This is a genomic window from Streptomyces sp. WG7 (assembly GCF_049975785.1).
Classification (GTDB): Bacteria; Actinomycetota; Actinomycetes; order Streptomycetales; family Streptomycetaceae; genus Streptomyces.
Genome location: NZ_JBNGGE010000012.1, coordinates 146,477 through 168,790, shown reverse-complemented (window position 1 = coordinate 168,790; position 22,314 = coordinate 146,477). Strand labels below are relative to the sequence as shown.

Genomic DNA, 22,314 nt, shown 5'->3' with positions numbered 1-22,314 from the left:
GCCTCAGGGACCCCAAGGACCCCAGAAGCCTCAGACATCTCAGAGGTCGAACTCGTGCGGCGGCAGGTCCAGGGCGAAGCACGCCTCGCGGACGACGGCCCGCTCGTCCTTGTCGAAGTCCCCGTCGGCCCCGCCGATCACGATGCCGATCTGCACCACGGCCCGGGCCTCGGCGGGCTTCTTCTTCGCCTTGGCGATCTCCTGGAGGACGCTGACCTTGCCGAAGGCGAAGTCGGCGGTCAGCTTGTCCAAGTTGGCCTCGAAGCGGCGGCGCAGGTCGTCGGCGGGGAAGTTCTGCAGCACCTCGTTGGTGGCGATGAGCTGTGCCACCCGCTGGCGCTCCGACGCGTCGACCGTCCCGTCGGCAGCGGCGACCAGCGCGCACATCGCCATGCTCGCGTCGCGGAAGGCGCCGCTCTTGAGGTCGTTCTTCTTCGCCACGAGCTGCGTCTGCATCTGCGACGCGGACTCCTTGAAGCGGTCCCACAGGGCCATGAGAACTCCGTACGGGTCGGGAGAGCGGGCGAGTTTCTACACCCGTGTAGAAGTTACCAGGCTTCCCCGCCGCCCTCGAAGCCGTCCCCGCCCCCGGAATCGCCGTCGGAGCCGAGGGGAACAAGCGGAGCCGTCCCGCCGTTCTCTACAGTCGAGTAGAAGCGTAGGGATCCGGGGGTATGTGGGGACTCCCCATGCTTTTGCCCGTCCTTTACCATGAGAGGGAAAACCTCGGGCGACCGGCTGGTACCGGCGCCCGCCGACCCCGTTAAGGAGTCCCGTTCCGTAATGGAGCCTCCCAGTACCGGCCGTGCCATGGCCGGCCCGCAGTCCCCCCTGTATGCGCGTGAGGGAAGCGGGGTGGCACGGTGACCGAGGTCCTGCTGCTCCTGCTGGCCCTCCTCCTCACCCTGGCCTGCGCGGTCTTCGTCGCGGCCGAGTTCTCCCTCACCACCGTCGAGCGCGGTGACCTGGAACGTGCCGCCGAGTCCGGCGAGCGCGGTGCCGACGGCGCCCTGAAGGCCGTACGGTCCCTCACCCTCCAGCTCTCCGGCGCCCAGCTCGGCATCACCGTGACCTCGCTGGTCATCGGCATGCTCGCCGAGCCGTCCCTCGCGGTGCTGCTGCGCGGCCCGCTGCGGGCGATCGGCCTCGGCGGCGCCGCCCCGACGGTGGCGACCGTGCTCGGCGTGGTCGTCTCCACCGTCGTCCTGATGGTCGTCGGCGAGCTGGTCCCCAAGAACTGGGCGATCTCCCGCCCGCTGGCCGTCGCGAAGGTCGTCGCGGGCCCGCAGCGCGGCTTCACCACCGCGTTCGGCCCCTTCATCCGGCACCTGAACGACAGCGCGAACCGTTTCGTACGCCGCTTCGGCCTGGAACCGGCCGAGGAGCTGGCGTCCGCCCGCAGCGCCGAGGAACTGGTCGCCCTGGCCCAGCACTCCGCCGCCGAGGGCGCCCTGGAGGCCGACTCGGCCGAGCTCTTCGTGCGCACCCTGCACCTGAGCGAGCTGACCGCGGAGAACGTCATGACCCCGCGCGTGGACGTCAAGGCCCTGGAGGCCCACGCCACCGCGGCCGACGCCGCGAACCTCTCGCACGCCACCGGCCTGTCCCGCTTCCCGGTCTACCAGGAGAGCCTGGACGAGGTCATCGGCACCGTGCACATCCGCGACGTCCTGGCCCTGGAGCCGGACCGGCGCAGGTCCACCCCCGTCACCGAGCTGGCCACCGCGCCGCTCCTGGTGCCGGACAGCCTGCCCGCCGACCGGCTCCTGGAGCGCATGCGCGCCACCCGCACCATGGCCGTCGTCATCGACGAGTACGGCGGTACGGCGGGCGTGGCGACCGTCGAGGACATCGTGGAGGAGGTCGTCGGCGAAGTGCGCGACGAGCACGACCCGGTCGAGATACCGGACCTGCTGCCCGCCCCCGCCGAAGCGGACGGCCGCGCGGCCTGGGAGGCCGACGGTTCGCTCCGTCTGGACCACCTGGAGCGCATCGGCCTGACCGCGCCGGACGGACCGTACGAGACACTGGCCGGCCTGGTCGCCACCCACCTGGCACGCATCCCCGCCAAGGGCGACGTCGTCGACCTGGGCGGCTGGCGCCTGGACGTCCTCGACGTCGACCACCACCGCGCCGACCGCCTGCGGGTCACCGCGCCCGCGCCGGCCCCGTCGGCCGACCGCGAGCCGGAGGTGGCCCGATGACCGCCGTACAGCTCCTCATCGGCGCCCTGACGCTGCTGACCAACGCGTTCTTCGTCGGCGCCGAGTTCGCCATGATCTCCGTGCGCCGCAGCCAGATCGAGCCGCGCGCGAAGACGGGCGACAAGCGCGCCCGGATGACCCTGTGGGGCCTGGAACACATCTCCGCGATGATGGCCACGGCCCAGCTCGGCATCACCGTCTCCTCGCTGGTGCTCGGCGCGGTCGCGGAACCGGCCATCGCGCACCTGATGGAGCCCGTGTTCGAGGCGGTCCACATGCCGCACGCGCTGGTCCACCCGGTCGCCTTCGCGATCGCCCTGGCCCTCGCCACGTATCTGCACATGCTGATCGGCGAGATGATCCCGAAGAACATCGCGCTGGCCGCCCCGGCGACCACCGCGCTGGTCCTCGGCCCGCCGCTGGTCGCCCTCACCCGGGCCCTGAAGCCGTTCGTCTTCGGCATCAACGCCTTCGCCAACACGCTGCTCAAGCTGCTGCGGGTGGAGCCGAAGGACGAGGTGGAGGCCGTCTTCACCGACGACCAGCTGGCCCGCATGGTCGTCGACGCCAGCGAGGCCGGACTGCTCACCCCGGCCGACGGCGAACGGCTGCGCGACGCGCTGGAACTGGGCACCCGCCCGGTCGGCGAGATCCTGGTCCCGGCCCAGAAGATGCGCACGGTCGGCCACACCGTCACCCCGGCGGAACTGGAGCGCATGGCCGCGGACGCGGGCTACTCCCGCTTCCCGGTCACCGGCCCCGGCGGCACCGTGCTGGGCTACCTGCACATCAAGGACACGCTGGGCCTGACCGACCGCGACCGGCCCTTCCCGCGCACGGCCCTGCACCGGGTCACCCGGGTCCGCATCGACACCCCGCTCGACGACACCCTCACCGCCCTGCGCACCGAGGACAGCCACCTGGCCGCCGTCACCGGCGAGACGGGCGCGGTCCTGGGCTTCGTGACGATGGAGGACGTCCTGACGGAACTGGTGGGCCCGACGACACCGGTGGCCTGACCCCGGGAACTCCCGCACGACCAGGGGAACTCCCGCATGACCAGGGGCGTCTCCCACAGCGAAACGGCGTCGGCACCGGCGCCGACACCGCTGTGGGAGGCGCTCATGGCCATGGTCGGCCTGTTCTGGATCACCGAGGACGCCGTGTACGTGGGCGCCGAGCCCATCGGCACGGCGTCCGGAGTGCGCCTGACCAAGGACGGGGTCGAGATCCTCGGGCTCGGCCAGGGCCGCTTCTGGGCCTGGGACGACGTCCGCGGGCTCGACGTCCAGGACGTCGCCGTGCGGTCCACCGCCCGGCGGCTGGCCTCGATGGCGTTCGACTCGGTCTACGCCATGCTGACCGGCGACGGCGAACTCCCCCCGGCCTTCACCGTACGGGTGGAGACCGAGGGCGACGGCACGGTCGAGGCGACCGCCCTGGCCGCCGTCCCCAGCGGCATCCACACCCCCGACGAGTACGGCCTCTCCCGTACCCTCCTCACCCGCCTCGCCACCGGCGCCACCCCCGTCGACGACCTGCTCACCTGGCGCCGCGACGAGCCCGAGGACGTCGCCCCGACCAGGGACCAGCAACTGGCACTGCTCCGCCAGTGGACGACGGCCTCCGCCTGACCCGGGGCGCAGCGCACGGCGCGCCCGCATGTACGATCACGCGTCATTCACGTGAGGGTGCCCTGCCTGCGGTGACGCCCGTCGGCAAGCCCTCCGGCACTCGACGGAGATGGTGTACGTGGGCAGCAGGAGGAAGAACGGGTCGACCCTCGTGTGCGGCGTCGTCATGGTGAGCGCGCTCGTCGCGATGCTGGGCGGGTGCGGTGACGACTCCCCCGACTCCCCTTCTCCGGACGCCGCTTCGACGGCCGGCCCCGGCGCGACCGCGTCCGCCCCGGCCGGCTCACCGGAACCCGCCACGCAGGAGGAGCCGGAGCGGACGGCCGGCCCCGAGCCGCGCAAGGTCACCCTGTCGCTCGCGGAGATCGCCGACACCCCCGGCACCTTCGAGCAGTTCAAGGAGTACGTCACCGAGCACGGGACCACCGAGCAGAAGAACGCCGTCCGCCACCTCAAGGGGTGGCGCGGCTACGAGCGCAAACTGGCCTACCCGGCCCTGGAGGCCGCCTCCGACCATCCGACCGTCGACTACGAGGCCATCGACAGCGGTGACGTGGCGGAGCGGAAGAAGATGACGGCTCTGGAGAAGCAGAGCCAGTACGTCGCCGAGGCGCTCGCGGGCTGGTGGGAGATCGACGAGACGGCGGTCCTCCAGGTCTACGACCGCAGCGGCGAGTACGCCGCCGGGACGTCCTGCATCCGGCCCGACACCGTGGAGAAGGAAGGGTCCTGCATCTGACGTCTCCCCGGCCGCCGACCGGGGAGACGCGGGGAGGCCGGCTGGGCCCGCTCAGGACGGCAGGGCCGGACACCTGGTGCCGCGCGGGGGCACCGTCAGGCCGGTCAGGTACGCGTCGACCGCGCGCTCCATGCAGGGGCCGCGGGTGACACTGCCGTGGCCTCGGCCCTCGTAGGTGAGGAGCGCGCCACTGCGGCCGAGCTGCCGGGCCACCGAGACCGCCCAGGGGTAGCCGGTGACGGGGTCGTGGAGGGCGTTGGACACCAGGATCGGCGGGGCGCCGCGGACCGAGAGGCGGTGCTGCGGGTTGGCGGCCGGCCCGCCCAGGCATGCCACTGTCATCTGGATCGACAACAGGTGGGGCAGGTCGGGTGCGGTCCGCTTCATCATTCTGACGAGTGACGCGTACTCCTGGTGATCGCGTACCGGAAGGTGCCAGTCCGCGCAGAAGACGGGGACCGCCGGCGGGAGCGGCGATACCGAGGTGGGTGAAGCGGACAGCGGGGCGCTTGCCGCCATATCCGCGACGGCCGTCGCCAGTTCCGCGTAGTCCGCGTTGTAGAACTTCCGCAAGGCGATCTTGTTGACCAGGTCCGCCGACGAGAGGGCGGTTCCCGGCTCGGCGGGGTCTTCCAGCTCGCCGCGTTCAGCCCGGTTCAGCACCTCCTGCCAGACCGCGCGGACGTCGTGGCCGTGCAGCGCGCAGGCCGGGTTGCCGGTGCACCACTTGCCGAACTCGTTGAAGGAGTCCTGCGCCGAAGCCGCCCCGGACCGCAGGAACCCGCGGGTGCTGGAAACGCTGTGGTCCAGCACGCTCTCCAGCACCATCGCACGGACCCTGAGCGGGTACGTCTCGGCGTACTGGGCCCCGAGCACCGTGCCGTACGAGCTGCCGTGGAAGGTGAGTTCGTCCTCACCGAGGGCGGCCCGCAGAGCGTCCAGGTCCTGGACCGTCTGGGCGGTGTCGAGGTGGTCGAAGACCGGGCCGGTGCGTGCCCGGCAGTCGGCGCGCAGCCGCTTGTTGTAGGCCAGGGTGGCGTCGAAGTCCGCCTGGCTCGCGAGTACCGGTGACGGACGCCGGGCGAGCAGGTCGCTGGAGCAGGTCACCGGGCTGCTGCCGCCCACGCCACGCGGATCGAAGCTGACGATGTCGAACCTGCGGCGGGTCTCGGGACTGAACCGGCTGATGCCGCCCACCACCCGCTCCACGCCGGAGTCGCCCGGCCCGCCGGGGCCGAACACCAGTGAGCCGACCCGGGCGTCGGGGTCGGTGGCCTGACGGCGGGCCACGGCCAGGTCGAACGTCGGCCCGTGCGGGCGGGACCAGTCGACCGGGACCTCCAACGTGGCGCACTCGGCGCCCGGGTGGTCCGGGTCGTCGCACGGAGCCCAGTGCAGGGCTCCGGCGGTCGGCGGTGCCGCGTTCACGGCGGGCGCGGCGACGAAACCGACGGTGGCGGCGACGGCGGTCCCCGCGATGACGGCTGTGCTCCGCACCATGGCGCGCCGTAACGCGGATGTGCCCCTGAAGAGCATGAATCGTCCTCCTGTCGAGACCGGGCATGGCAGGTCTGCTCAGGCAGGGAGCAGACTCGGCGGTCCTTCCGGGCACGCTAGGCGTGCCACCGTCCGTCAGGTGCCGTGTCAGGGTCGATTCCGGGGGTCGGTCAGGGACGAACCAGGGGAACCCCGAGGCGGCGCTGCCGCATGCCGTTCCGGAATCGACCCGGGTGAGCGCGCCGGCCGGCGCGCCGATGCCGCCTTCTCGGCCGGCGGGAGTCGCTCCACGAGCGAGCGGCCCGGCCCGCGGGTGAACCACAACCGCCGCACGCCCAGCCCGTCAGGGCCGGGGGTGCGGCGGCGTCACCGGCCGTTCCGCCTCCCTCAATCCGCCCGCAGCGCGTCCGCCGGAGGTGTCCGCAGGGCGTGCCGGGTGGGCAGTTCGATGGTGAGGAAGGACGTCAGCGCGACCGTGGCCGCCACCGCCGGGAGGAGCCAGGCGGGGCCCGCCGGCCAGGGACGGCCGAGGAAGCCCTGGCCCAGCAGGGCGAGCGGGAGGGCGGACAGGAGCAGGCCGCAGACGAGCGCCGCGGCGGCGATGACGGCGGCCTCGCGGCGCATCATCGCGCGGACCTGCCGGGGCGTCGTGCCGACCAGGCGCAGGGCGGCGATCTCGGCGCGGCGCTGGGCGGTGGCGGCGACCAGCTTGTTGGCGATGCTCAGCAGCAGATAGCCGAGCAGCACCACGATGGTGGCCAGGTTGACCCACACCTCGGGCGGCGTGTCCGCGCCGGCGGGGTCCGGGTCCGTGCCCGACACGGCCAGGCCGGTACGGCCGGCGGCCAGCGCGGCCAGGCCCTGCCCGGCCGCGGGGGTGCCGTCGGTGCGGACCAGGACGCTCTGGTCGAGGCCGGTCGTGGTGTGCCCGGCGGCCAGGTCACGGGAGAGGACGACCGGGCCGAAGCCCAGGCCCCGGTCGTACACGGCGACGACCTCGGCGTCGGCCCGCGTCCCGTCGCCGAGCACCAGCCGGAGCCGCTCCCCGAGTCCCGTGCCCCGGGTGCGCGCCGCCTCGCCGCTCACGGCGACCGTGGCACCGGTGAGCCGGGCCAGGCCGCCGTCCGTGACGCCGAGGTCGACGACGTCCCGGGCGTCCGGGGTGAGGACCATCGCCGGGGCGGACTCGGCCACGGGTTCGCCGAACTGCTCGTACTCCCACACCACCGTGGTCGTCCCGACGGGCGCCGCCGCCCGCACGCCCGGCACGTCCCGCACGGCGGGCAGCGTGTCCGCGGGCAGCCCGCCCAGGCCCGGCGCGCTCACCTCGTACTGGGCGAGCGTGCCGGTGCGGGTGTCGTCCGAGGTGGCGGCCAGCACCGTCGTCTGCGCGAAGGTGTACGTCAGGACGAACACGACCGCCATGGCCAGCGGGCTGACCACGCCCGACAGGCGCTGCGCGTAGGCGCGTACGTTGGCCAGCGCCAGCCAGGTCGGGGCCGTGACCCCGGGGCGCAGGCGCCGTACGGCCGCCTCGCCCGCGCGCTTCACCAGGGCCGGGCCGGACAGGGCCAGGCCGATCGCGGCGAGGATGCCCGCGATGGACGTGGCCGAGGCCCCGATGACGGTCCGGGACAGCAGCGGCGCCGCCGACATCACGCCCGCGCCGAGGATCAGCAGCAGACCGGCCTGCGTACGCGCCCGTGACGGGGTGCGCGGTTCGCTGCGCGACTCGGCGACCGCCTCGGTGGCCGGCATGCGGGAGGTGCGCCAGGCCGCGCACCGGGCCGCGAGCTGCACGGCCCCGGCCATCAGGAGCAGCGTGGCGAGCGCGGGCAACGGGCCGACCGTGAGGGGGAGTTCCTCCGGCAGCACCCCGCGGTCCGCCAGCATCCGCCGGAACCGGTGCGCCAGCAGGTAGCCGACCGCGACGCCCGGCACCAGGGCCACCGCCGCGACGACCGTCGACTGCGCGGCGGCCAGGCGGCGGATCTGCTTCGGGGTCGCCCCGACGGCCCGCATCAGCGCCAGGTCGCGGCGCTGCCCGGCGATCGTCACGCCCAGCGCGCCCGCGACGACGAACCCGGTGATCAGCAGCACGATCCCGGCGAGCGAACCGGCGAGCAGGATCAGCAGCGAGCGCGCCGAACCCACGCCGGGCGCCACGGCCTCCCCCCGGTCCGCACCGGTGACGACCTCCAGCCCCGTGCCCGCGACCTGCTCGCGGACCGCCGAGGCGACCCGCTCCGCGGCACCGTCGTCGACGCGCAGGCCGATCAGGTCGACGGTCCCGGCGCGCGGCCCGTCGCCGGCACCGTCCCGTCCCGCCAGGCGCGCGGCCGTCCCGTCCGCGAAGTAGACGCCCGCGCCCGGGGCGTCGACCACCGCGGAGACCCGGTAGGAGGCGGCGGGGCGGCCGTTCGCCACGACCCGGACCCGCTCGCCCACCGCGACGCCCGCCGCCGCGTCCACGGCGACCTCGCCCGCACCCGAGGGGGCCCGGCCCTCCACGCGGGGTTCCGCCAGCAGCTTCGCCGACGACCAGCCGTGACCCGCCGTCCCCGGGTCCTCGGCGGACGGCACGACCCGTCCGCGCGCGTCGACCAGCGCCGCCGGGAAGCCGATGTCACCGACGGCCTCGGTGACGTGGGGCAGGGCGGCCAGCCGGCCGACGAGCCGGTCCGGGACCGTGGCGCGCTCGGGCAGCGCGACCGGCAGGTCCCCGCTCGGGTGGAACTCCTGGTCGGCCGCGACCACGACGTCCGCGCCGCCGAGCCGCCCGGGCGGCAGCTGGGAGCGGAGGCCGGACTCGGCCAGTACACCGGTGGTGGTGATCAGCGCGGCGCCGCCCAGCACCGCGCACGCCACGGCGAGCAAGGCGGTGATCCGGTGGGCGGCCATCCGCCAGGCAAGGTGCAGCACGGTCTACCGCTCCCCCAACGCGACGAGGCGCTCGGCCAGCCGGGGTGCGGTCGGGTGCTCCAGCGCCTCCACCACCCGGCCGTCGGCCATCACGAGGGCCCGGTGCGCGCGGGCCGCGGCGGCCGGGTCGTGGGTGACCATCACCACCGTCTGGCCCAGGTCGTCGACGAGTGCGCGCAGCAGGTCCAGCACCTGGTGGGCGCTGCGCAGGTCCAGCGCGCCGGTCGGCTCGTCCGCGAACACGACGGCGGGCTTCGCCGCCAGCGCCCGTACGACGGCGGCCCGCTGCTGCTGCCCGCCGGACAGCTCCGCCGGCCGGTGCGACAGCCGGTCCGCGAGTCCGACCCGCTCGGTCAGCGTGCGCAGCCAGTCCCGGTCCGGGCGCCGGCCGGCCAGCCGCAGCGGCAGCGTGATGTTGTCCTCGACGCTGAGCGAGGGGATCAGGTTGTACGCCTGGAAGACGAAGCCGACGCGTTCGCGGCGCAGTTCGGTGCGGCGGGTCTCGTTCAGCCCCGAGATCTCCCGGCCGTCGATGCGGACACTGCCCGACGTGGGGGAGTCCAGGCCGGCGGCGCAGTGCATCAGGGTGCTCTTGCCGGACCCCGAGGGCCCCATCACGGCGAGGAACGTGCCGTGCTCCACGGTGAGCGACACGTCGTCGAGGGCCCGCACGCCACCCGGGTACGTCCTGGCGACGTTCGCCAGCGCGATGGCGGGCGCCCTGCGCGCGGTGACCGCCGCGACCGCGGTGCTCATCGACGCCCCCGCAGACCGCGCACGACGAGCGTTCCGGCGGCGAGGACGGTGACCACGCCGCTGGCCAGGTGAACCACGGTGGGGGCGCCGGCGAGGGAGGCGGCCATGTTGGCGACCGCGCTGACCACGACGACGGCCCACAGCAGCGTACGGAGGACGTCCCCGCGGGAGACGGCGTCCGGGCCGTCCTGCCCGGTGGTGCGGGGCGGGGGTGTGCTCAGGCGGTAGGGGTCCTGGTGCGTCATGGCGGCGTCCTCCGTGGCTTCGCTCTCGGTCCGTCACCGACGCTATGGACCCGGACCCCCTCGGGCCGATCCCGTCAGCCGCCCGGTCCGAGGTACAGCAGGCTGTACTTTCCGGCTCCGCGCCCGCCGCCGGGGCGCCGGGCGGCATAGGGTCGGGCACGCCGGAGTGCGGCGAGCGGCTCTCAGGGAGGCGGGCGGATGACGGTGCCGATCACGTCCGTGCGGCAGAGCGCCCTGCGGACCCTGAGCGCCGCCGGCGCGGCGACCGGGCAGCTCGTCGGCGGGCTCGGCACGGCCACCCTGGCGCTGGGCGTGCTCGTGCTGCTGGCCGTGGCCGCGGTGACCGCGCCGGCCGGCGTCGGGCTCCTGCTCGCCCCCGCCGTGCTGCGCGCCCTGCACGCCCTGGCCCGCAGGGAACGCGAACGCCTCTCCCACCGGGGCCCCGAGATCATCCCGCCCGATCCCCCGCCCACCCGGCTGCGGCCCGCCCTGGCCGACGCCACCACCCGGCGCGAGCTGCGCTGGCTGGCCCGGCACGCCACCCTGGGGTTCCTCCTGGGCCTGCTCGGTCTCCTGCTCCCGGTCAGCGCGGTCCGGGACACCACCTTCCCCCTGTGGTGGCGCCTCGTGCCCGAGGGCGTCACCAGTACGTCGATCGGGATCGGGACCGCCGAGACCTGGCCGGACGCCGTCGCCGTGGGCCTGCTGGGCCTCGGCTGGGTCGCGATCCTGCTCGGGCTGGGGCCGGGCATGGCGCGGCTGCAGGCCGGCCCGGCGCGGCGGTTGCTGGCGGCGGGCCCGGAGACGGACCTGTCGCTGCGGGTGGCGGAGCTGACGGCGACCCGGGCGGCGGCGCTGGACGCGCACGCGACGGAGCTGCGGCGGATCGAGCGGTCGCTGCACGACGGTGCGCAGAACCGGCTGGTGTCGGTGACGGTGCTGCTGGGAGCGGCCCGGCGGATGGCGGCGCGTGATCCCGCGGGTGCCGACGAGCTGCTGGAGCGGGCGCAGTCGGCGGCGGAGCAGGCGCTGGCGGAGCTGCGCGCGGTCGCGCGGGGGATCCTGCCGCCGGTGCTGGCGGACCGTGGGCTGGCGGGGGCGTTGTCGGGGCTGGCGGCGGACTGCGGGGTGCCGTGCCGGGTGACGGCGGACGTGCCCGAGCGGTGTGCGGCGTCGGTCGAGGCGACGGCGTACTTCGTGGTGGCGGAGGCGCTGACGAACATCGCGAAGCACAGCGGGGCGGGGCGGGCCACCGTCACCGTCCGGGCGCGTGGCGGCCGGCTGCGGCTGGTGATCGAGGACGACGGCCGGGGCGGTGCGGACGAGGGCGGCGGTTCGGGCCTGACCGGTATCCGGCGCCGGGTCGCGGCCCACGACGGCACCCTGCGCCTGGCCAGCCCGCCCGGCGGACCGACGACCCTGGAAGTGGACCTCCCCTGCGGAAGATGACCGGAGCGGACCCCGCGAGGGTGACCTGCGAGGGTGACCTGCGAGGCGGTGCCCCCCGGGGTGGCGGGGCCGGCCCGGGTGGACCGGACCGGTGCAGAGGCCGGCGCCCGACACCCGACGCCGAGGCCGACGTCCCCCGGGCGTCCCCGCCTGGCGCGTACGGCGTCCCGGTCCCCGGCCTCTGCCCCCACCCTCGCCCCGCCCCACCCTCGCCCCGCCCCACCCTCGCCCCGCCCCACCCTGGCCCCGCCCCACCCTGGCCCCGCCCCACCCTCGCCTCGCCTCACCCCGTCCCTTCCGTCCCGCCGCCTTCCGACCCGGCACGACCGGACCGGCACGCCCGCCGCGCCCTGCGGATATGTGTTCGCCGCGGGAGGTATCCGACGGGCGCGACTAGAGTTCAGGTGCAGGGAAACCGGATTCCCTGCGGCGGGCCGTGTCCCCAGCGGTCCGCGGGAAGGTATGCATGTCCCCGGAGAGCAGGCTGACCGCCGAAGACCGGCCGCAGGCCGCCGACCGGCTCGACGACGATCAGTACCCGGCCTACACCATGGGCAGGGCGGCCGAGCTGATCGGTGCCACACCCGGTTTCCTCCGTGCCCTCGGCGAGGCGGAGCTGATCAGCCCGACCCGTTCGGACGGCGGGCACCGCCGCTACTCGCGCCAGCAACTGCGCCGCGCCGCCCGCGCCCGCGAGCTGGTCGACCAGGGAACGCCCATCGAGGCCGCCTGCCGGATCGTCCGCCTGGAGGACGATCTGGACGCGGCGCTGCGCATGAACGAGGAGCTCCGGCGCGAGGCCGGGCGGCCCGGCGGGAACGGAGAGCGGCGCGGCGAGTGAAAACCTGACCTCTGCGAAACAGATATTCGGCGGACGCCGGAAAAACTATCCTCCGCTAAATCGAGAGCATCTTTCCTGGCGATTCATTTCTGTGCGGCCGATTCAATTCGTGCTAGGCTGGACATCAGTTGCAGTTGTGGTTGCCATTTGTGTTACCGGTTTTCCGGGCAGGTGATCATCGCAGCGATGTGAAGGCCCGCACGGTGCGGGCCTCCAGCACTGCCTAGGAGTAAAAGACATGGCTTCCGGTACCGTGAAGTGGTTCAACGCCGAAAAGGGCTTCGGTTTCATCGCGCAGGACGGCGGCGGCGCCGACGTCTTCGCCCACTACTCGAACATCGCCACCCAGGGCTTCCGTGAGCTCCAGGAGGGCCAGCGGGTCAACTTCGACGTCACGCAGGGCCAGAAGGGCCCGCAGGCGGAGAACATCGTTCCCGCCTAAGACGCGCGAACAGCACTGAAGGCCCGCACCGCAAGGTGCGGGCCTTCTGCATGGCCCGGGACTTTGCCATCTCTTTACAACCCGTCCCGTCGTCGCCTCGTCTCTCCGTCCGATCCGCGTTCGCGACCGCACCCCGAGCGGCACGCACCCGCGCCGACCCATGAGAGAGAGCGACCCGATGCGCCGAACCATCCTCAGCGCCGTGGCACTGGCCTGCACCGTCGTCCTGGCGGGCACCGCGCCCGCGTTCGCCGACGACCCCACCCCGGTCCCCTCCAAGCCTCCGGCCACCGACGCCCCGAGCTCCGGCACCGAACCGAGCGAGGCAGGGGTGCCGGTACCGTCCGTCAGTGCCCCGGCTCCGGTGGCCGAACCGTCCCAGGCACCCGCCCCGGCACCGGCCGAGGGCCAGGTCTCCGCCGTGCCCGAGGGCGCGCCCAACACCGGAGTGACGGCAACGGAGTCCTCCGGGACCGACGAAGGACTCATCGGCGCGGGCGCCGGCGCGGTACTCGTCGCGGGCGGCGCGGTCCTCTTCGTCGTACGTCGCCGGCGGGCGGCGACCGGGGCATGACCCCGCGCTCCGGGCGCGCCCTCGCCGCCGCCGCGCTGGCCGTACTCCTCGTGGGATGCGGCGCCGGCCGAGAGGCCGGGCGCGACACGCCCGCAGGCTCCACGCCCACCGCCACCACCGCGCCGCCCGCGCACGCCGCCGCCAAGCCGCCCCGGCCCCTGGGCCGTTCGGTCCCGGCCGGCCTGCGCATCCCGGCCATCGGGGTCGACACCCCGGTGATGCGGCTGGGACTGGCGTCGGACGGCACGGTGGAGGTCCCGCCCGCCACGGACGACGACCGCGCGGGCTGGTACCGGCACTCGCCGACGCCGGGCCAGGTGGGGCCGTCGGTCCTCCTCGGCCATGTCACGGTCGGCACCCACGGGGACGGCGTCTTCCGGCACCTGGCGCGGCTGCACCGAGGCGACCGGATCGAGGCGCAACTGGAGAACGGCACGACGGCGGAGTTCACGGTCACCTCCGTACGGACGGTGGCGCGGGCCGACTTCCCGACGGACGACGTCTACGGGGACGTGGACCGCCCGGAGTTGCGGCTCATCACCTGCGGCGGCCCGCGGATCGGCGAGGAGTACCGGGACAACGTCATCGTCTTCGCGGAACTGACCGCGACCACGACCGCGACCATGCAGGCGACCACGAACGCGACGCGTCCCGCGGCCTCCTGACCGGCCGTCCGTACCGTGCGGCCCCTACCCCACGACCATGGAGAGTGTTGAAACGGTCCCGTGACAGGGCGGCGTCCGAACTGTTCGCCGCCCTGTATCCGCGCCTCGCCGGCTGGTGCCGCCGGCTCGTCGACGACGACGAGACGGCCCACGAGATCGCCTCGGAGGCGTTCACCCGGCTCTGGGCCCGCTGGACGTCCGTGGAGGAGCCCCGCGGCTTCCTCTACGTCACCGCCGCCAACCTCGTCCGCGACCACTGGCGCAAACTGGAGCGCGAGCGCCGGGCGGTGCGCCGGGTCACCGCGGAGGTCGCCGTCCGCCCGCATCCCGAGCAGGCCGACCCCTCGGTACGGCTGCTCGTGCAGTCCCTGCCGGAGCGACTGCGCGTGCCGATCCTCCTGCACTACTACGCTGACATGCCGATCCGGGAGGTGTCCGTGCTGACCGGGCGCAAGGAAGGAACCGTCAAGGCCGACCTCCACGCGGCCCGCGAACTGCTCCGCGTCCATCTGAGGAGAAGCCTTGACCACACGCCTTGAGGACGGCCAGGACGGCCAGGACGACCCGGGGTCCGCGTGGGACGACGACGATCCGCTGCTGGTCGTGCTGCGGCCGGGCGGCGACTACCTGGGACCGCCCCCCGGCCGCTACGAGGCGGTCCGCCGGGCGGCGTCCCGGCGGCGCCTGCTGCGCGCCGCGGCCGGCGCCGCCGCGACCGCTGCCGCCGCCGCCCTGGTCGCGCTGCCGCTGCACTGGGCGGCCCCCGCGTCGCCCGCACGCCCGACGGCTCCGCTGGCCCCGGCCCCCGCCGGGCCCACGCCGACGACCGCGCCGACGACCGCACCGAGTCCCGCCCCGCCCCGCGAACCCTCGCAGAGGCCCGCTCCCGAGGAGCCCCCGCCCACCGCGTCGGCCTCCCTGCCCGGCTCCGCACCGTCGGCGGTGCCGAGCACCCCGCCCGCCGCCGAGCCGTCGGCCCGCCCGAGCACGGCGCCGACGCCGTCGGAGCCCCACGACGCGGCTGCTACGGGACCCTCCTGACGCAGAAGCACACAGAAGGGACGTAGAAGACAGGTGGGAGATAGGTAGGAGATAGGTAGGAGAACCCGGCAGGAGAGACAGAGAGAGGGCGGGACCGAGGCTTCCGCCTCCGTCCCGCCCTCTGCTCAGACGTCCCCGCGGCTACGCGTCCAGCGGTGCCGTACCGCCGAGCAGCGCCGACGCGGTCTCGACCGGCGTGGCGGCGGGCGCCGGAGCCGGTGCGGCCGCGGGGTCGGCGTGGCAGGTGAAACCGAGGCGGGTCATGGCCCGGGTGACCTCGCCGCTGGAGAAGTCGCGGCGGTCCTGCCGGGTGACGACCTCGCCGACCTGCTTGACGGGGTAGCGGCGGCGGCCGATGGTCACGGACTCACCCGTGATGGGCTCGGGAGTGACGCCCTTCATCGAATCCAGCACCCCGCCCTTGGTGAGGTCGAACGGGTACCGGGCGATGACACAGCGCATGATGCCTCCACAAGGGGGAGATGGGACGGGTGGGTTGCCGTTCGCGGTGGGTCTGGAGCAGGTCGTCCCTAGGCCGCCGAGCCACCGGCGGACTGGCGCCGCGGCCTGCGGCGCGGGGCTTCGCCGGCGGGCCGGCCCTGGGTGCCGCGGCCCTGGCCGGCGCGGTTCTGCTGGGTGGAGGTCCCCTGGCCGGCGCGGCCCTGCGCGGAGCGGCTGCGGCGGCCGCGGGACGAGGAACCCCCGCCGGACGCGGCGCGGCGCGGGCGCTCCACGACCGGTACGGCGATGACGACCGGGACACCGGACGGAGCCTGCGCCCCGGTGATGCGGGACAGCTCCGCCTCGCCCGAACGGACCGGCGTGACCTGAGGGGTGATACCGGCCGAGGCCATCAGCCGGGTCATGTCGCGCCGCTGGCTCGGGGTCACCAGGGTGACGACGCTGCCGGACTCGCCGGCGCGGGCCGTACGGCCGCCGCGGTGCAGGTAGTCCTTGTGGTCGCTGGGCGGGTCGACGTTGACGACCAGGTCGAGGTTGTCGACGTGGATGCCGCGGGCCGCGACGTTGGTCGCCACCAGCGCCGTCACGTGCCCGTCCTTGAACTGGGCGAGGGTCCGCGTGCGCTGCGGCTGGGACTTGCCACCGTGCAGGCCCGCGGCGCGGACACCGCTGCTCAGCAGGTGCTTCACCAGCCGGTCCACGGCGTGCTTGGTGTCGAGGAACATGATCACCCGGCCGTCCCGCGCCGCGATCTCGGTGGTCGTGCGGTGCTTGTCGGTGTCGTGCACGTGCAGCACGTGGTGCTCCATCGTGGTGACGGCACCGGCCGACGGGTCGACGGAGTGCACCACCGGGTCCGTCAGGTAGCGGCGGACGAGCCGGTCGACGTTGCGGTCCAGGGTGGCCGAGAACAGCATCCGCTGGCCATCGGGGCGCACCTGGTCGAGCAGGGCGGTGACCTGGGGCATGAAGCCCATGTCGGTCATCTGGTCGGCCTCGTCCAGGACGGTGATGCCGACGTCGCCGAGGTGGCAGTCGCCCCGGTCGATGAGGTCCTTGAGCCGTCCGGGCGTCGCGACGACGATCTCCGCGCCGCCCCGCAGCGCGGAGGCCTGCCGGCCGATCGACATGCCGCCGACCACGGTGGCCGACCGCAGGCCCAGCGAGCGGGCGTACGGGGCGAGCGCGTCGGTGACCTGCTGGGCCAGCTCACGGGTGGGTACGAGGACGAGGCCGAGCGGACGTCGCGGTTCGGCGCGCTGCCCGGCCGTACGGGCCAGCAGGGCGAGGCCGAAGGCGAGCGTCTTGCCCGAGCCGGTGCGGCCGCGGCCGAGTACGTCGCGGCCGGCCAGGGAGTTGGGCAGGGTCGCCGCCTGGATCGGGAACGGCGTGGTCACGCCCTCGGCCGTGAGCGCGGCCAGCAGGCGGGCCGGCATGTCGAGTTCGGCGAACGACTCGACGGCGGGCAGCGCCGGCGTGATCGTCTTCGGCAGCGCGAACTCGCCGCCCTGGGGGGCGGACGGCCGGCGGCCGGAGGTCTGCGAGCGGCGGGGGCCGCCGCCACCGGAGCGTCGGCGGTCGTTGGTGCGTACGCGGTTCATGGGGAACCTTCCTTGATATGGCACGTATCAAGGGAGACCCGCAGCAAAAGAGCGGCGCAGGGAATCGCAAGAACGAGCCGGCCCCGGTCGGTCTCGGCGTATGAAGCCGAGTGGACCGAGAGAATTGATGAAAGCGAGGGAATTGAATGCGCGGGGAGAGAAGCGGAACCCCGCAGGGCGCGCTGCGCCCGGAAACGCGGCGAGCTGGGGCCCGCACCCCTAGGCGCGGGCCCCAGCTGCGAAGTATGCGTGAGCGTCAGGCGGGAACGATGTTCTCGGCCGTCGGGCCCTTCTGGCCCTGCGCGATGTCGAAGGTCACCTTCTGGCCTTCGAGCAGCTCACGGAAGCCCTGGGCGTTGATGTTCGAGTAGTGGGCGAAGACGTCGGGGCCGCCGCCGTCCTGCTCGATGAAGCCGAAGCCCTTTTCCGCGTTGAACCACTTGACGGTGCCGGAAGCCATAATTTTCTCCTTCGGTACGGTGCTCGGAGTTCACCCTGTGTGAACTCCGGTCGCCGTGATGATCACCCCGTCGGACAAAACCTTCAGGCAACCACAACTGCAACTTCCAGCGACACTAGCACGCCGTGATCGACCGGGAGCCGGCAATAATCTTGCTCCGACTGGCCGACCGAGGAATATTCCCCGGGCGTCCTGTTGATTTCTCCTGTCATGGCAGCAGATATTGCCCTCCGGAGGTCGCAGTCTTGCCGTCCGGGCTCCCGTCGGCGGCGTGATGACCACCGGCGATGGTGTCTGCGCCGCCTTCCGCCCCGCCGGTACGGCAAAAGCGCCACAGGCGGCGAGACGGGCCCGTGGAGACAAAGGACACGTCGCACGTCGAGGGCGGCGGACGTGGCCCGGCGCCCGTGGGCGCGGGCGCGGGGCGTTGTCGTGCCGTGGGCGGCTCCCGGTGCGCGGTGTGGTCGGAGTGGTCCTAGAGCTTGCTCATCCTGGCGTAGGGCACGGTGATCCGCTCCTGCGCCGAGCCGAAGTCCACGAGCACCGCGATCCCGCCCTCGAGGGCGATCACCCGGCCGAGGCCGTAGGTGTCGTGGGTGACCCGGTCGCCCACGTCGAAGTGCTTGGGAGGCAGTGCGACCGGCTCCTTGAAGGGGCTGGTGGGCAACGCATGGCGTTTTGATCCGACTGGCTTTGTCATTGCCACCAGTATGTGCCTCCGCCGGGCCGAAGGAGCCGCGGCGGTCGCACGGAACGCCCGCCGGGCCGGCCCGCGGTACGGCGGCGGGCGGCGGCCCGCCGCTCTTTTCTCCCCCGGCCCCCGGGGCGTCGGCGTCGGTCTCGACAATTCAGGACCGGAACCCGCAATGTGATCCTCCCGTCTCCTCTGCCGACGGGCTGCTCTTCCGGAACCATGAAGATTGAGACAAATGCCATCACAGGTATTTTCGCGAATAAAGTGGAGAAATACCTTCTCCGCATGGGGTCGACCACGTACGAGACTCTGGGTCGTGGCGGGTGTGGCGGCCCTCGGATTCAGCATCGCGCTGGAGATCGCCGCGCGCCGCTACGGCCTGCCAGGGCCGTTGACCAACCAGGCGAAAGAGGTGGTGTTCGCCCCCGCGTCGGGGCCGCTGCTGTACGCGAGCATGGCGTTGATGATGGTGGTGCTCACCTGGCGGGAGCGGTTCGTCGCGGCCGGTGCCGCGATCGGCATCGACGTCGCCTTCCTGCTGGTGCGGTGGGCGTTCGACGCCCGGGTGAGTGACGGACACTCCTTCGGCAACGGCGCGTTGTGGGTGATTCTGGGCTGTGCGGTCGTCGCCGTCACCCGCCGCACCGGCCGGGAACGGGTCCTGATGCTGAAGGGGGTCGGGCTCGGCCTGCTGCTGGTGGCCGGCCGCAAGACGGGCGACACCTGGCTGCTGGTCACGTCGAAGACCCGCCCGGCGGTACTCGACCCCTACGTGGCGATCGCCGATCACGCGCTGGGCAGTCCGTCGTGGCTGGCGGGCCGGCTGGTCGCCGCCACGGGCCCGGTCGGCGAGCACGTCCTCGACTGGATCTACGCCCAACTCGCGGTGGCAGCGGTCGTCGTCGCGCTGTACCAGCTGCGCAACGTGGCGGCCGAGCGCCGTTTCCCGCGCCACCATCTGGTCCGTACGTTCCTGGTGATAGGTCTCCTCGGACCGGCCGTGTACATGATCTACCCGGTGGTCGGGCCGGTCTTCACCTACGGCACCGGCGCGTTCGGCACCGGCGGCGAGCAGTGGGCGATGGCCAACCTGTGGCCGCACACGCCCCCGCCGGTCAGCACCCCGCACCCGTGGACGTACGACGGCGTCACACCCCGCAACTGCATGCCCAGCCTGCACACGGCGTGGGCGACCGCCATCTTCATCCATTCCCGCAGGGCCCCACGCGTTCTGCGTTTTGCAGGAACGTTTTGGCTTATCGCCACTCTCGGCGCGACGCTGGGATTCGGCTATCACTACGGCATAGACATTCTGGCAGGCGTGGTGTTCGCGGTCACGATCGAGGCGGCGCTGCGCTCGTTCGACCACGGCTGGGACCGGCCGGGAATACAGCTGGTCACTTATGGAACGGTGGTCTTCGCCGCGCTCCTGGCGTCGGCCCGCTTTCTTCCGATGGAAATGGCCGCGCGTCCCTGGGCGTTCGGACCGCTTCTCGTTCTGGCGATGGTCTCGGTCGTCTACGGCTATGTGCGGACCGCCAGACTGTGGAACCCGAAGGCCGCGGCACCGGCGCGGAAGACGGAGCCGCAGCTCGAACCGGCTTGACCCGCTCAGCACCGGTTCTTCGCTCCCCGGTTCGGCGGTTCGGGGCGGGCGGTCGCCGGCCGTTCACCGGTGACCGCCCGCATGCCCGCCGTCGGCCCGGCCGTCAGCCTCGCCGGCCGAAGACGCTCCTGCTGGAGCCGAGAACGAGGAAGACGGTCTCCCCGGTGGCGTCGTCCAGACCGTCGTTGTCGGTCACGGCGTGCACCCGGCCGTCGCCGGCCACGGCCAGCCCTTCGAGCTTCTCCTGGGTCCAGCCGTTCGTGGCCCGCAGGGCGGGCAGGACGTCGTACGCGAGCCGCTTCGGCAGTACCGGCAGGGACCCCGACGGCGCCGCCGACGCCGGCATGTCGACCGTGTGGATCTGCTTGACCCTGGCGGCCGGGCCGTTCAGCTTGTCGCGTTCGACGACCGCCAGCCGGTCCCCGACCACGGTGATCTCGGAGAGGCCGATCCAGTCGCCCGGCGTGGTCGTGGAGCCGATCCGGTAGCCGTACCAGCTCCACGTACCGGCCCCGACGTCGTACCGGCCGAGCCGCACGACCCCCGCCGGGTCGCCTTCGACCTCGCGCTGGAGCGCGGCCCAGACCACCTCGCGGCCGCGCCGGTCCGTGGTGGCGGCGACCCCTTCGAGCCCCTGCTTGCCGAGGCCCGCGGCGACGTCCGCCGGCAGGGGGACGACCTGCCGGGTCACCCCGTCGCGGTCCAGCCGGACCAGCCGGTTGCCCGCACCCGTCCCGCCCTCGACGGCGAGCCAGTACCCGCCCCGCGGCCGGGCGGAGATGCCCTCGGCGTCGTAGCCGGCCGGCCGCCCCGCGGCGTCCTTGACGGTCAGCGCCCGGGTGACGACCGCCGGCCGGCCCGCGCGCGCCGTGTCGAGGGTCAGGATCCTGGTGGTGGAGTACGCCGCGTCGGTGACGGAGTACAGCTGGTGCGGTCTGCCGGGTACGGCGGACAGCGCGCCGAGCGCACCCCAGCCGATCGGCGCGCCGGTGGCGTCGGCGGCCGAGACGACGCCCGGGACGGCCGGGGTGCCGGGCGTGCTCCTGCCCAGCCGGAAGAGGCTCACGGTGGCCCGTACGCCCGCCTCGGCGTCGTCCTCCTCGCTGGAGACCGCGAGCAGGCCGCGCGAGGGGATCGGCAGCAGGCCCTCGGGGCCGTTGGTGGTGGGCAGCAGCTGGCGGAAGACCGGACGGGCCGGCCGGCTGATGTCGTAGACGGCGACGAAGTTGCCGCGCTCCGAGCCGACGAAGGCGTAGCGCACGCCGTCGTACTCGGCGATCGCCAGGCCCTCCGGCTCGCTGCCCTTGTTCTCGGACCGGCCCTCGTCGTACAGCCCGTACCGTACGGCGAGCCGCTCGAAGCCGTTGCCCGCGTCCCAGACCACCTTCCCGGTCCGGCTGTCGAAGACGGACCAGCCCCGGGTGCCGCCGCGCCAGTCGCCCTCGTTGGCGGTCGCCAGGTAGCGGTCGTCGATCCAGCCCAGCGCGTCGGGCTCCCGCGGCACGTCGGTGATCGACCCGGTCAGGTCGATGGTGCCGTCCTCGACCGTGTCGATGCCGTCCACCGTCGCCGTGCCGGCGCTGAACGCCTTGGTGATCCGGCCGGTCGGCAGGTCGACGAGGACGACGCCGTTGTTCTCCTGCAGCGTCACGGCGAGTTGGCCGCGGCCGTTGACGGAGACGTACTCAGGCTCCGGGTCGGTCGGCGCGGCGATCCCGGCGGCGGCCAGCACGGGCAGCGCCGAACCGTCGGCCCGCGTCAGGGGCACGGTCCGGGTCCGCCAGTGCGCGGGTGACGAGCCCTTCCTCAGGTCGACGATCTGCACGAAGCCGGCGGGCGCCTGGGGGAGATCGCCCTCCTCGCCGCCGGGCGGGGCCGCCTCCTCGTCGCGTTCGTTCTCGATCGCGATCGCCGCGTACCGCTGGTCCTTGCTGATCGTGATCGAGTCGGGCTGCCCGCCGAGGTCGAAGCTCGCCACCCGCTCGCGGTCGCGCAGCGAGATGACGTCGAGCCGGCCGGAGGGGGCGGTGTGGCTCGCGCTGGTGTTCACCACGACCAGGACGTACTGGCCGACCACGGACACCGAGGTCGGCTCGTCCTCGGCGTCGCCGAGCCGGGCCAGCGACAGGGTGCCGAGGCCGCGCGGGCGGTCGGGGTCGCCGATGTCGAGGAAACCGATCCGCCGGGCCGCCGCGTCGGTGTGGACGAGGGTCCGCCCGTCCTCGCTGACGGCCGAGATCTCCGCGACGGTCGCGGCGGCCGGGTCCTCGCCGGCCGGCCGGTTCCGGAAGACCGGGTAGGTGGCGGTGCGCTCGAAGGCCACGGGCCGCTGCGGGCGGTGGTGGCCGCGCTCGCGCTGATCCGCGTGGGCCGCGCCCGCGCCCGCGAGGGTGCCGGCGGTCACGGCCAGGGCCGCGAACGCGGCGCAGGCTCTCCTGCTCTTCGGGGACATCGTTCCTCCGTTACGGACCACTGCGACGCC

Annotated in this window: 22 protein-coding genes; 12 read left to right on the top strand and 10 right to left on the bottom strand. The window is 73.6% G+C overall.

What is annotated here, in order from left to right; translation table 11 throughout:
• Positions 1-39 precede the first annotated feature (39 nt).
• Complete coding sequence (locus ACP4J0_RS15745; protein WP_426599285.1) at positions 40-495, bottom strand: tellurite resistance TerB family protein; 456 nt, start codon at positions 493-495, stop codon at positions 40-42.
• A 368-nt stretch (positions 496-863) separates the two neighbouring features.
• Between ACP4J0_RS15745 and ACP4J0_RS15740 the strand changes: the two genes are divergently transcribed.
• The 4 genes from ACP4J0_RS15740 to ACP4J0_RS15725 all read left to right on the top strand — a co-directional run bounded on the left by ACP4J0_RS15740 (position 864) and on the right by ACP4J0_RS15725 (position 4,577).
• On the top strand, positions 864-2,204 hold the full coding sequence (locus ACP4J0_RS15740) for a hemolysin family protein (protein WP_426599284.1): 1,341 nt from the start codon (positions 864-866) through the stop codon (positions 2,202-2,204).
• Positions 2,201-3,223, top strand: coding sequence for a hemolysin family protein (locus tag ACP4J0_RS15735; RefSeq protein WP_426599283.1), 1,023 nt, complete (start codon positions 2,201-2,203; stop codon positions 3,221-3,223). The genes ACP4J0_RS15740 and ACP4J0_RS15735 overlap by 4 nt, the downstream gene beginning before the upstream one ends.
• A 36-nt stretch (positions 3,224-3,259) precedes the next feature.
• Positions 3,260-3,838: a hypothetical protein gene (locus ACP4J0_RS15730; protein ID WP_426599282.1), complete on the top strand. Its 579-nt coding sequence runs from the start codon at positions 3,260-3,262 to the stop codon at positions 3,836-3,838.
• Between the two features lie 118 nt (positions 3,839-3,956).
• On the top strand, positions 3,957-4,577 hold the full coding sequence (locus ACP4J0_RS15725) for a hypothetical protein (RefSeq protein WP_426599281.1): 621 nt from the start codon (positions 3,957-3,959) through the stop codon (positions 4,575-4,577).
• Between the two features lie 51 nt (positions 4,578-4,628).
• Here the strand turns inward: ACP4J0_RS15725 and ACP4J0_RS15720 are convergent, their stop codons facing one another.
• The 4 genes from ACP4J0_RS15720 to ACP4J0_RS15705 all read right to left on the bottom strand — a co-directional run bounded on the left by ACP4J0_RS15720 (position 4,629) and on the right by ACP4J0_RS15705 (position 9,997).
• The gene (locus ACP4J0_RS15720; protein ID WP_426599280.1) at positions 4,629-6,113 is read right to left on the bottom strand and encodes an alpha/beta hydrolase; all 1,485 of its coding nucleotides are present in this window, start codon (positions 6,111-6,113) and stop codon (positions 4,629-4,631) included.
• Positions 6,114-6,461: 348 nt separating this feature from the next.
• A complete protein-coding gene (locus ACP4J0_RS15715) occupies positions 6,462-8,996 on the bottom strand; it encodes an FtsX-like permease family protein (RefSeq protein ID WP_426599279.1) in 2,535 nt (844 codons plus the stop codon).
• A gap of 3 nt (positions 8,997-8,999) precedes the next feature.
• Positions 9,000-9,752 carry an ABC transporter ATP-binding protein gene (locus ACP4J0_RS15710; RefSeq protein ID WP_426599278.1) on the bottom strand — a complete coding sequence of 251 codons (753 nt, stop codon included), beginning with the start codon at positions 9,750-9,752 and terminating at the stop codon, positions 9,000-9,002.
• Positions 9,749-9,997 carry a hypothetical protein gene (locus ACP4J0_RS15705; RefSeq protein WP_426599277.1) on the bottom strand — a complete coding sequence of 83 codons (249 nt, stop codon included), beginning with the start codon at positions 9,995-9,997 and terminating at the stop codon, positions 9,749-9,751. Before ACP4J0_RS15705 ends, ACP4J0_RS15710 begins: the two co-directional genes overlap by 4 nt.
• Before the next feature lie 198 nt (positions 9,998-10,195).
• Between ACP4J0_RS15705 and ACP4J0_RS15700 the strand changes: the two genes are divergently transcribed.
• The 7 genes from ACP4J0_RS15700 (at position 10,196) to ACP4J0_RS15670 (ending at position 15,009) form a co-directional block, all read left to right on the top strand.
• Entirely contained in the window at positions 10,196-11,446 is a 1,251-nt protein-coding gene (locus ACP4J0_RS15700; protein ID WP_426599276.1) for a sensor histidine kinase, read from the top strand.
• Positions 11,447-11,912: 466 nt separating this feature from the next.
• Positions 11,913-12,287 (top strand): MerR family transcriptional regulator, encoded by a 375-nt coding sequence (locus tag ACP4J0_RS15695; RefSeq protein ID WP_426599275.1) that lies wholly within the window; start codon positions 11,913-11,915, stop codon positions 12,285-12,287.
• 238 nt (positions 12,288-12,525) lie between these two features.
• A complete protein-coding gene (locus tag ACP4J0_RS15690; protein ID WP_003975194.1) occupies positions 12,526-12,729 on the top strand; it encodes a cold-shock protein in 204 nt (67 codons plus the stop codon).
• 178 nt (positions 12,730-12,907) lie between these two features.
• On the top strand, positions 12,908-13,303 hold the full coding sequence (locus ACP4J0_RS15685) for a sortase-dependent protein (protein WP_426599274.1): 396 nt from the start codon (positions 12,908-12,910) through the stop codon (positions 13,301-13,303).
• Positions 13,300-13,968 (top strand): class F sortase, encoded by a 669-nt coding sequence (locus tag ACP4J0_RS15680; RefSeq protein WP_426599273.1) that lies wholly within the window; start codon positions 13,300-13,302, stop codon positions 13,966-13,968. The genes ACP4J0_RS15685 and ACP4J0_RS15680 overlap by 4 nt, the downstream gene beginning before the upstream one ends.
• 47 nt (positions 13,969-14,015) lie before the next feature.
• Positions 14,016-14,507: an RNA polymerase sigma factor gene (locus ACP4J0_RS15675; RefSeq protein WP_003975205.1), complete on the top strand. Its 492-nt coding sequence runs from the start codon at positions 14,016-14,018 to the stop codon at positions 14,505-14,507.
• Positions 14,491-15,009 (top strand): hypothetical protein, encoded by a 519-nt coding sequence (locus ACP4J0_RS15670; RefSeq protein ID WP_426599272.1) that lies wholly within the window; start codon positions 14,491-14,493, stop codon positions 15,007-15,009. Before ACP4J0_RS15675 ends, ACP4J0_RS15670 begins: the two co-directional genes overlap by 17 nt.
• Before the next feature lie 141 nt (positions 15,010-15,150).
• On the opposite strand, the gene ACP4J0_RS15665 is transcribed toward ACP4J0_RS15670, so the two are convergent.
• From ACP4J0_RS15665 to ACP4J0_RS15650, 4 genes are all read right to left on the bottom strand, one after another.
• Positions 15,151-15,471 carry an SCO5918 family protein gene (locus ACP4J0_RS15665; protein WP_426520978.1) on the bottom strand — a complete coding sequence of 107 codons (321 nt, stop codon included), beginning with the start codon at positions 15,469-15,471 and terminating at the stop codon, positions 15,151-15,153.
• A 68-nt stretch (positions 15,472-15,539) separates the two neighbouring features.
• On the bottom strand, positions 15,540-17,072 hold the full coding sequence (locus ACP4J0_RS15660) for a DEAD/DEAH box helicase (protein WP_426599271.1): 1,533 nt from the start codon (positions 17,070-17,072) through the stop codon (positions 15,540-15,542).
• Positions 17,073-17,328: 256 nt separating this feature from the next.
• Positions 17,329-17,532, bottom strand: a complete 204-nt coding sequence (locus ACP4J0_RS15655) for a cold-shock protein (RefSeq protein WP_055418803.1) — start codon at positions 17,530-17,532, stop codon at positions 17,329-17,331.
• Positions 17,533-18,007: 475 nt separating this feature from the next.
• Positions 18,008-18,232 (bottom strand): hypothetical protein, encoded by a 225-nt coding sequence (locus ACP4J0_RS15650; protein WP_426599270.1) that lies wholly within the window; start codon positions 18,230-18,232, stop codon positions 18,008-18,010.
• Positions 18,233-18,542: 310 nt separating this feature from the next.
• Here ACP4J0_RS15650 and ACP4J0_RS15645 point away from each other — a divergent pair, with 310 nt between their 5' ends.
• Positions 18,543-19,832 carry a phosphatase PAP2 family protein gene (locus ACP4J0_RS15645; RefSeq protein ID WP_426599269.1) on the top strand — a complete coding sequence of 430 codons (1,290 nt, stop codon included), beginning with the start codon at positions 18,543-18,545 and terminating at the stop codon, positions 19,830-19,832.
• A 103-nt stretch (positions 19,833-19,935) separates the two neighbouring features.
• Here ACP4J0_RS15645 and ACP4J0_RS15640 read toward each other — a convergent pair whose 3' ends face one another.
• A complete protein-coding gene (locus ACP4J0_RS15640; protein WP_426599268.1) occupies positions 19,936-22,284 on the bottom strand; it encodes an esterase-like activity of phytase family protein in 2,349 nt (782 codons plus the stop codon).
• Positions 22,285-22,314: the final 30 nt, after the last annotated feature.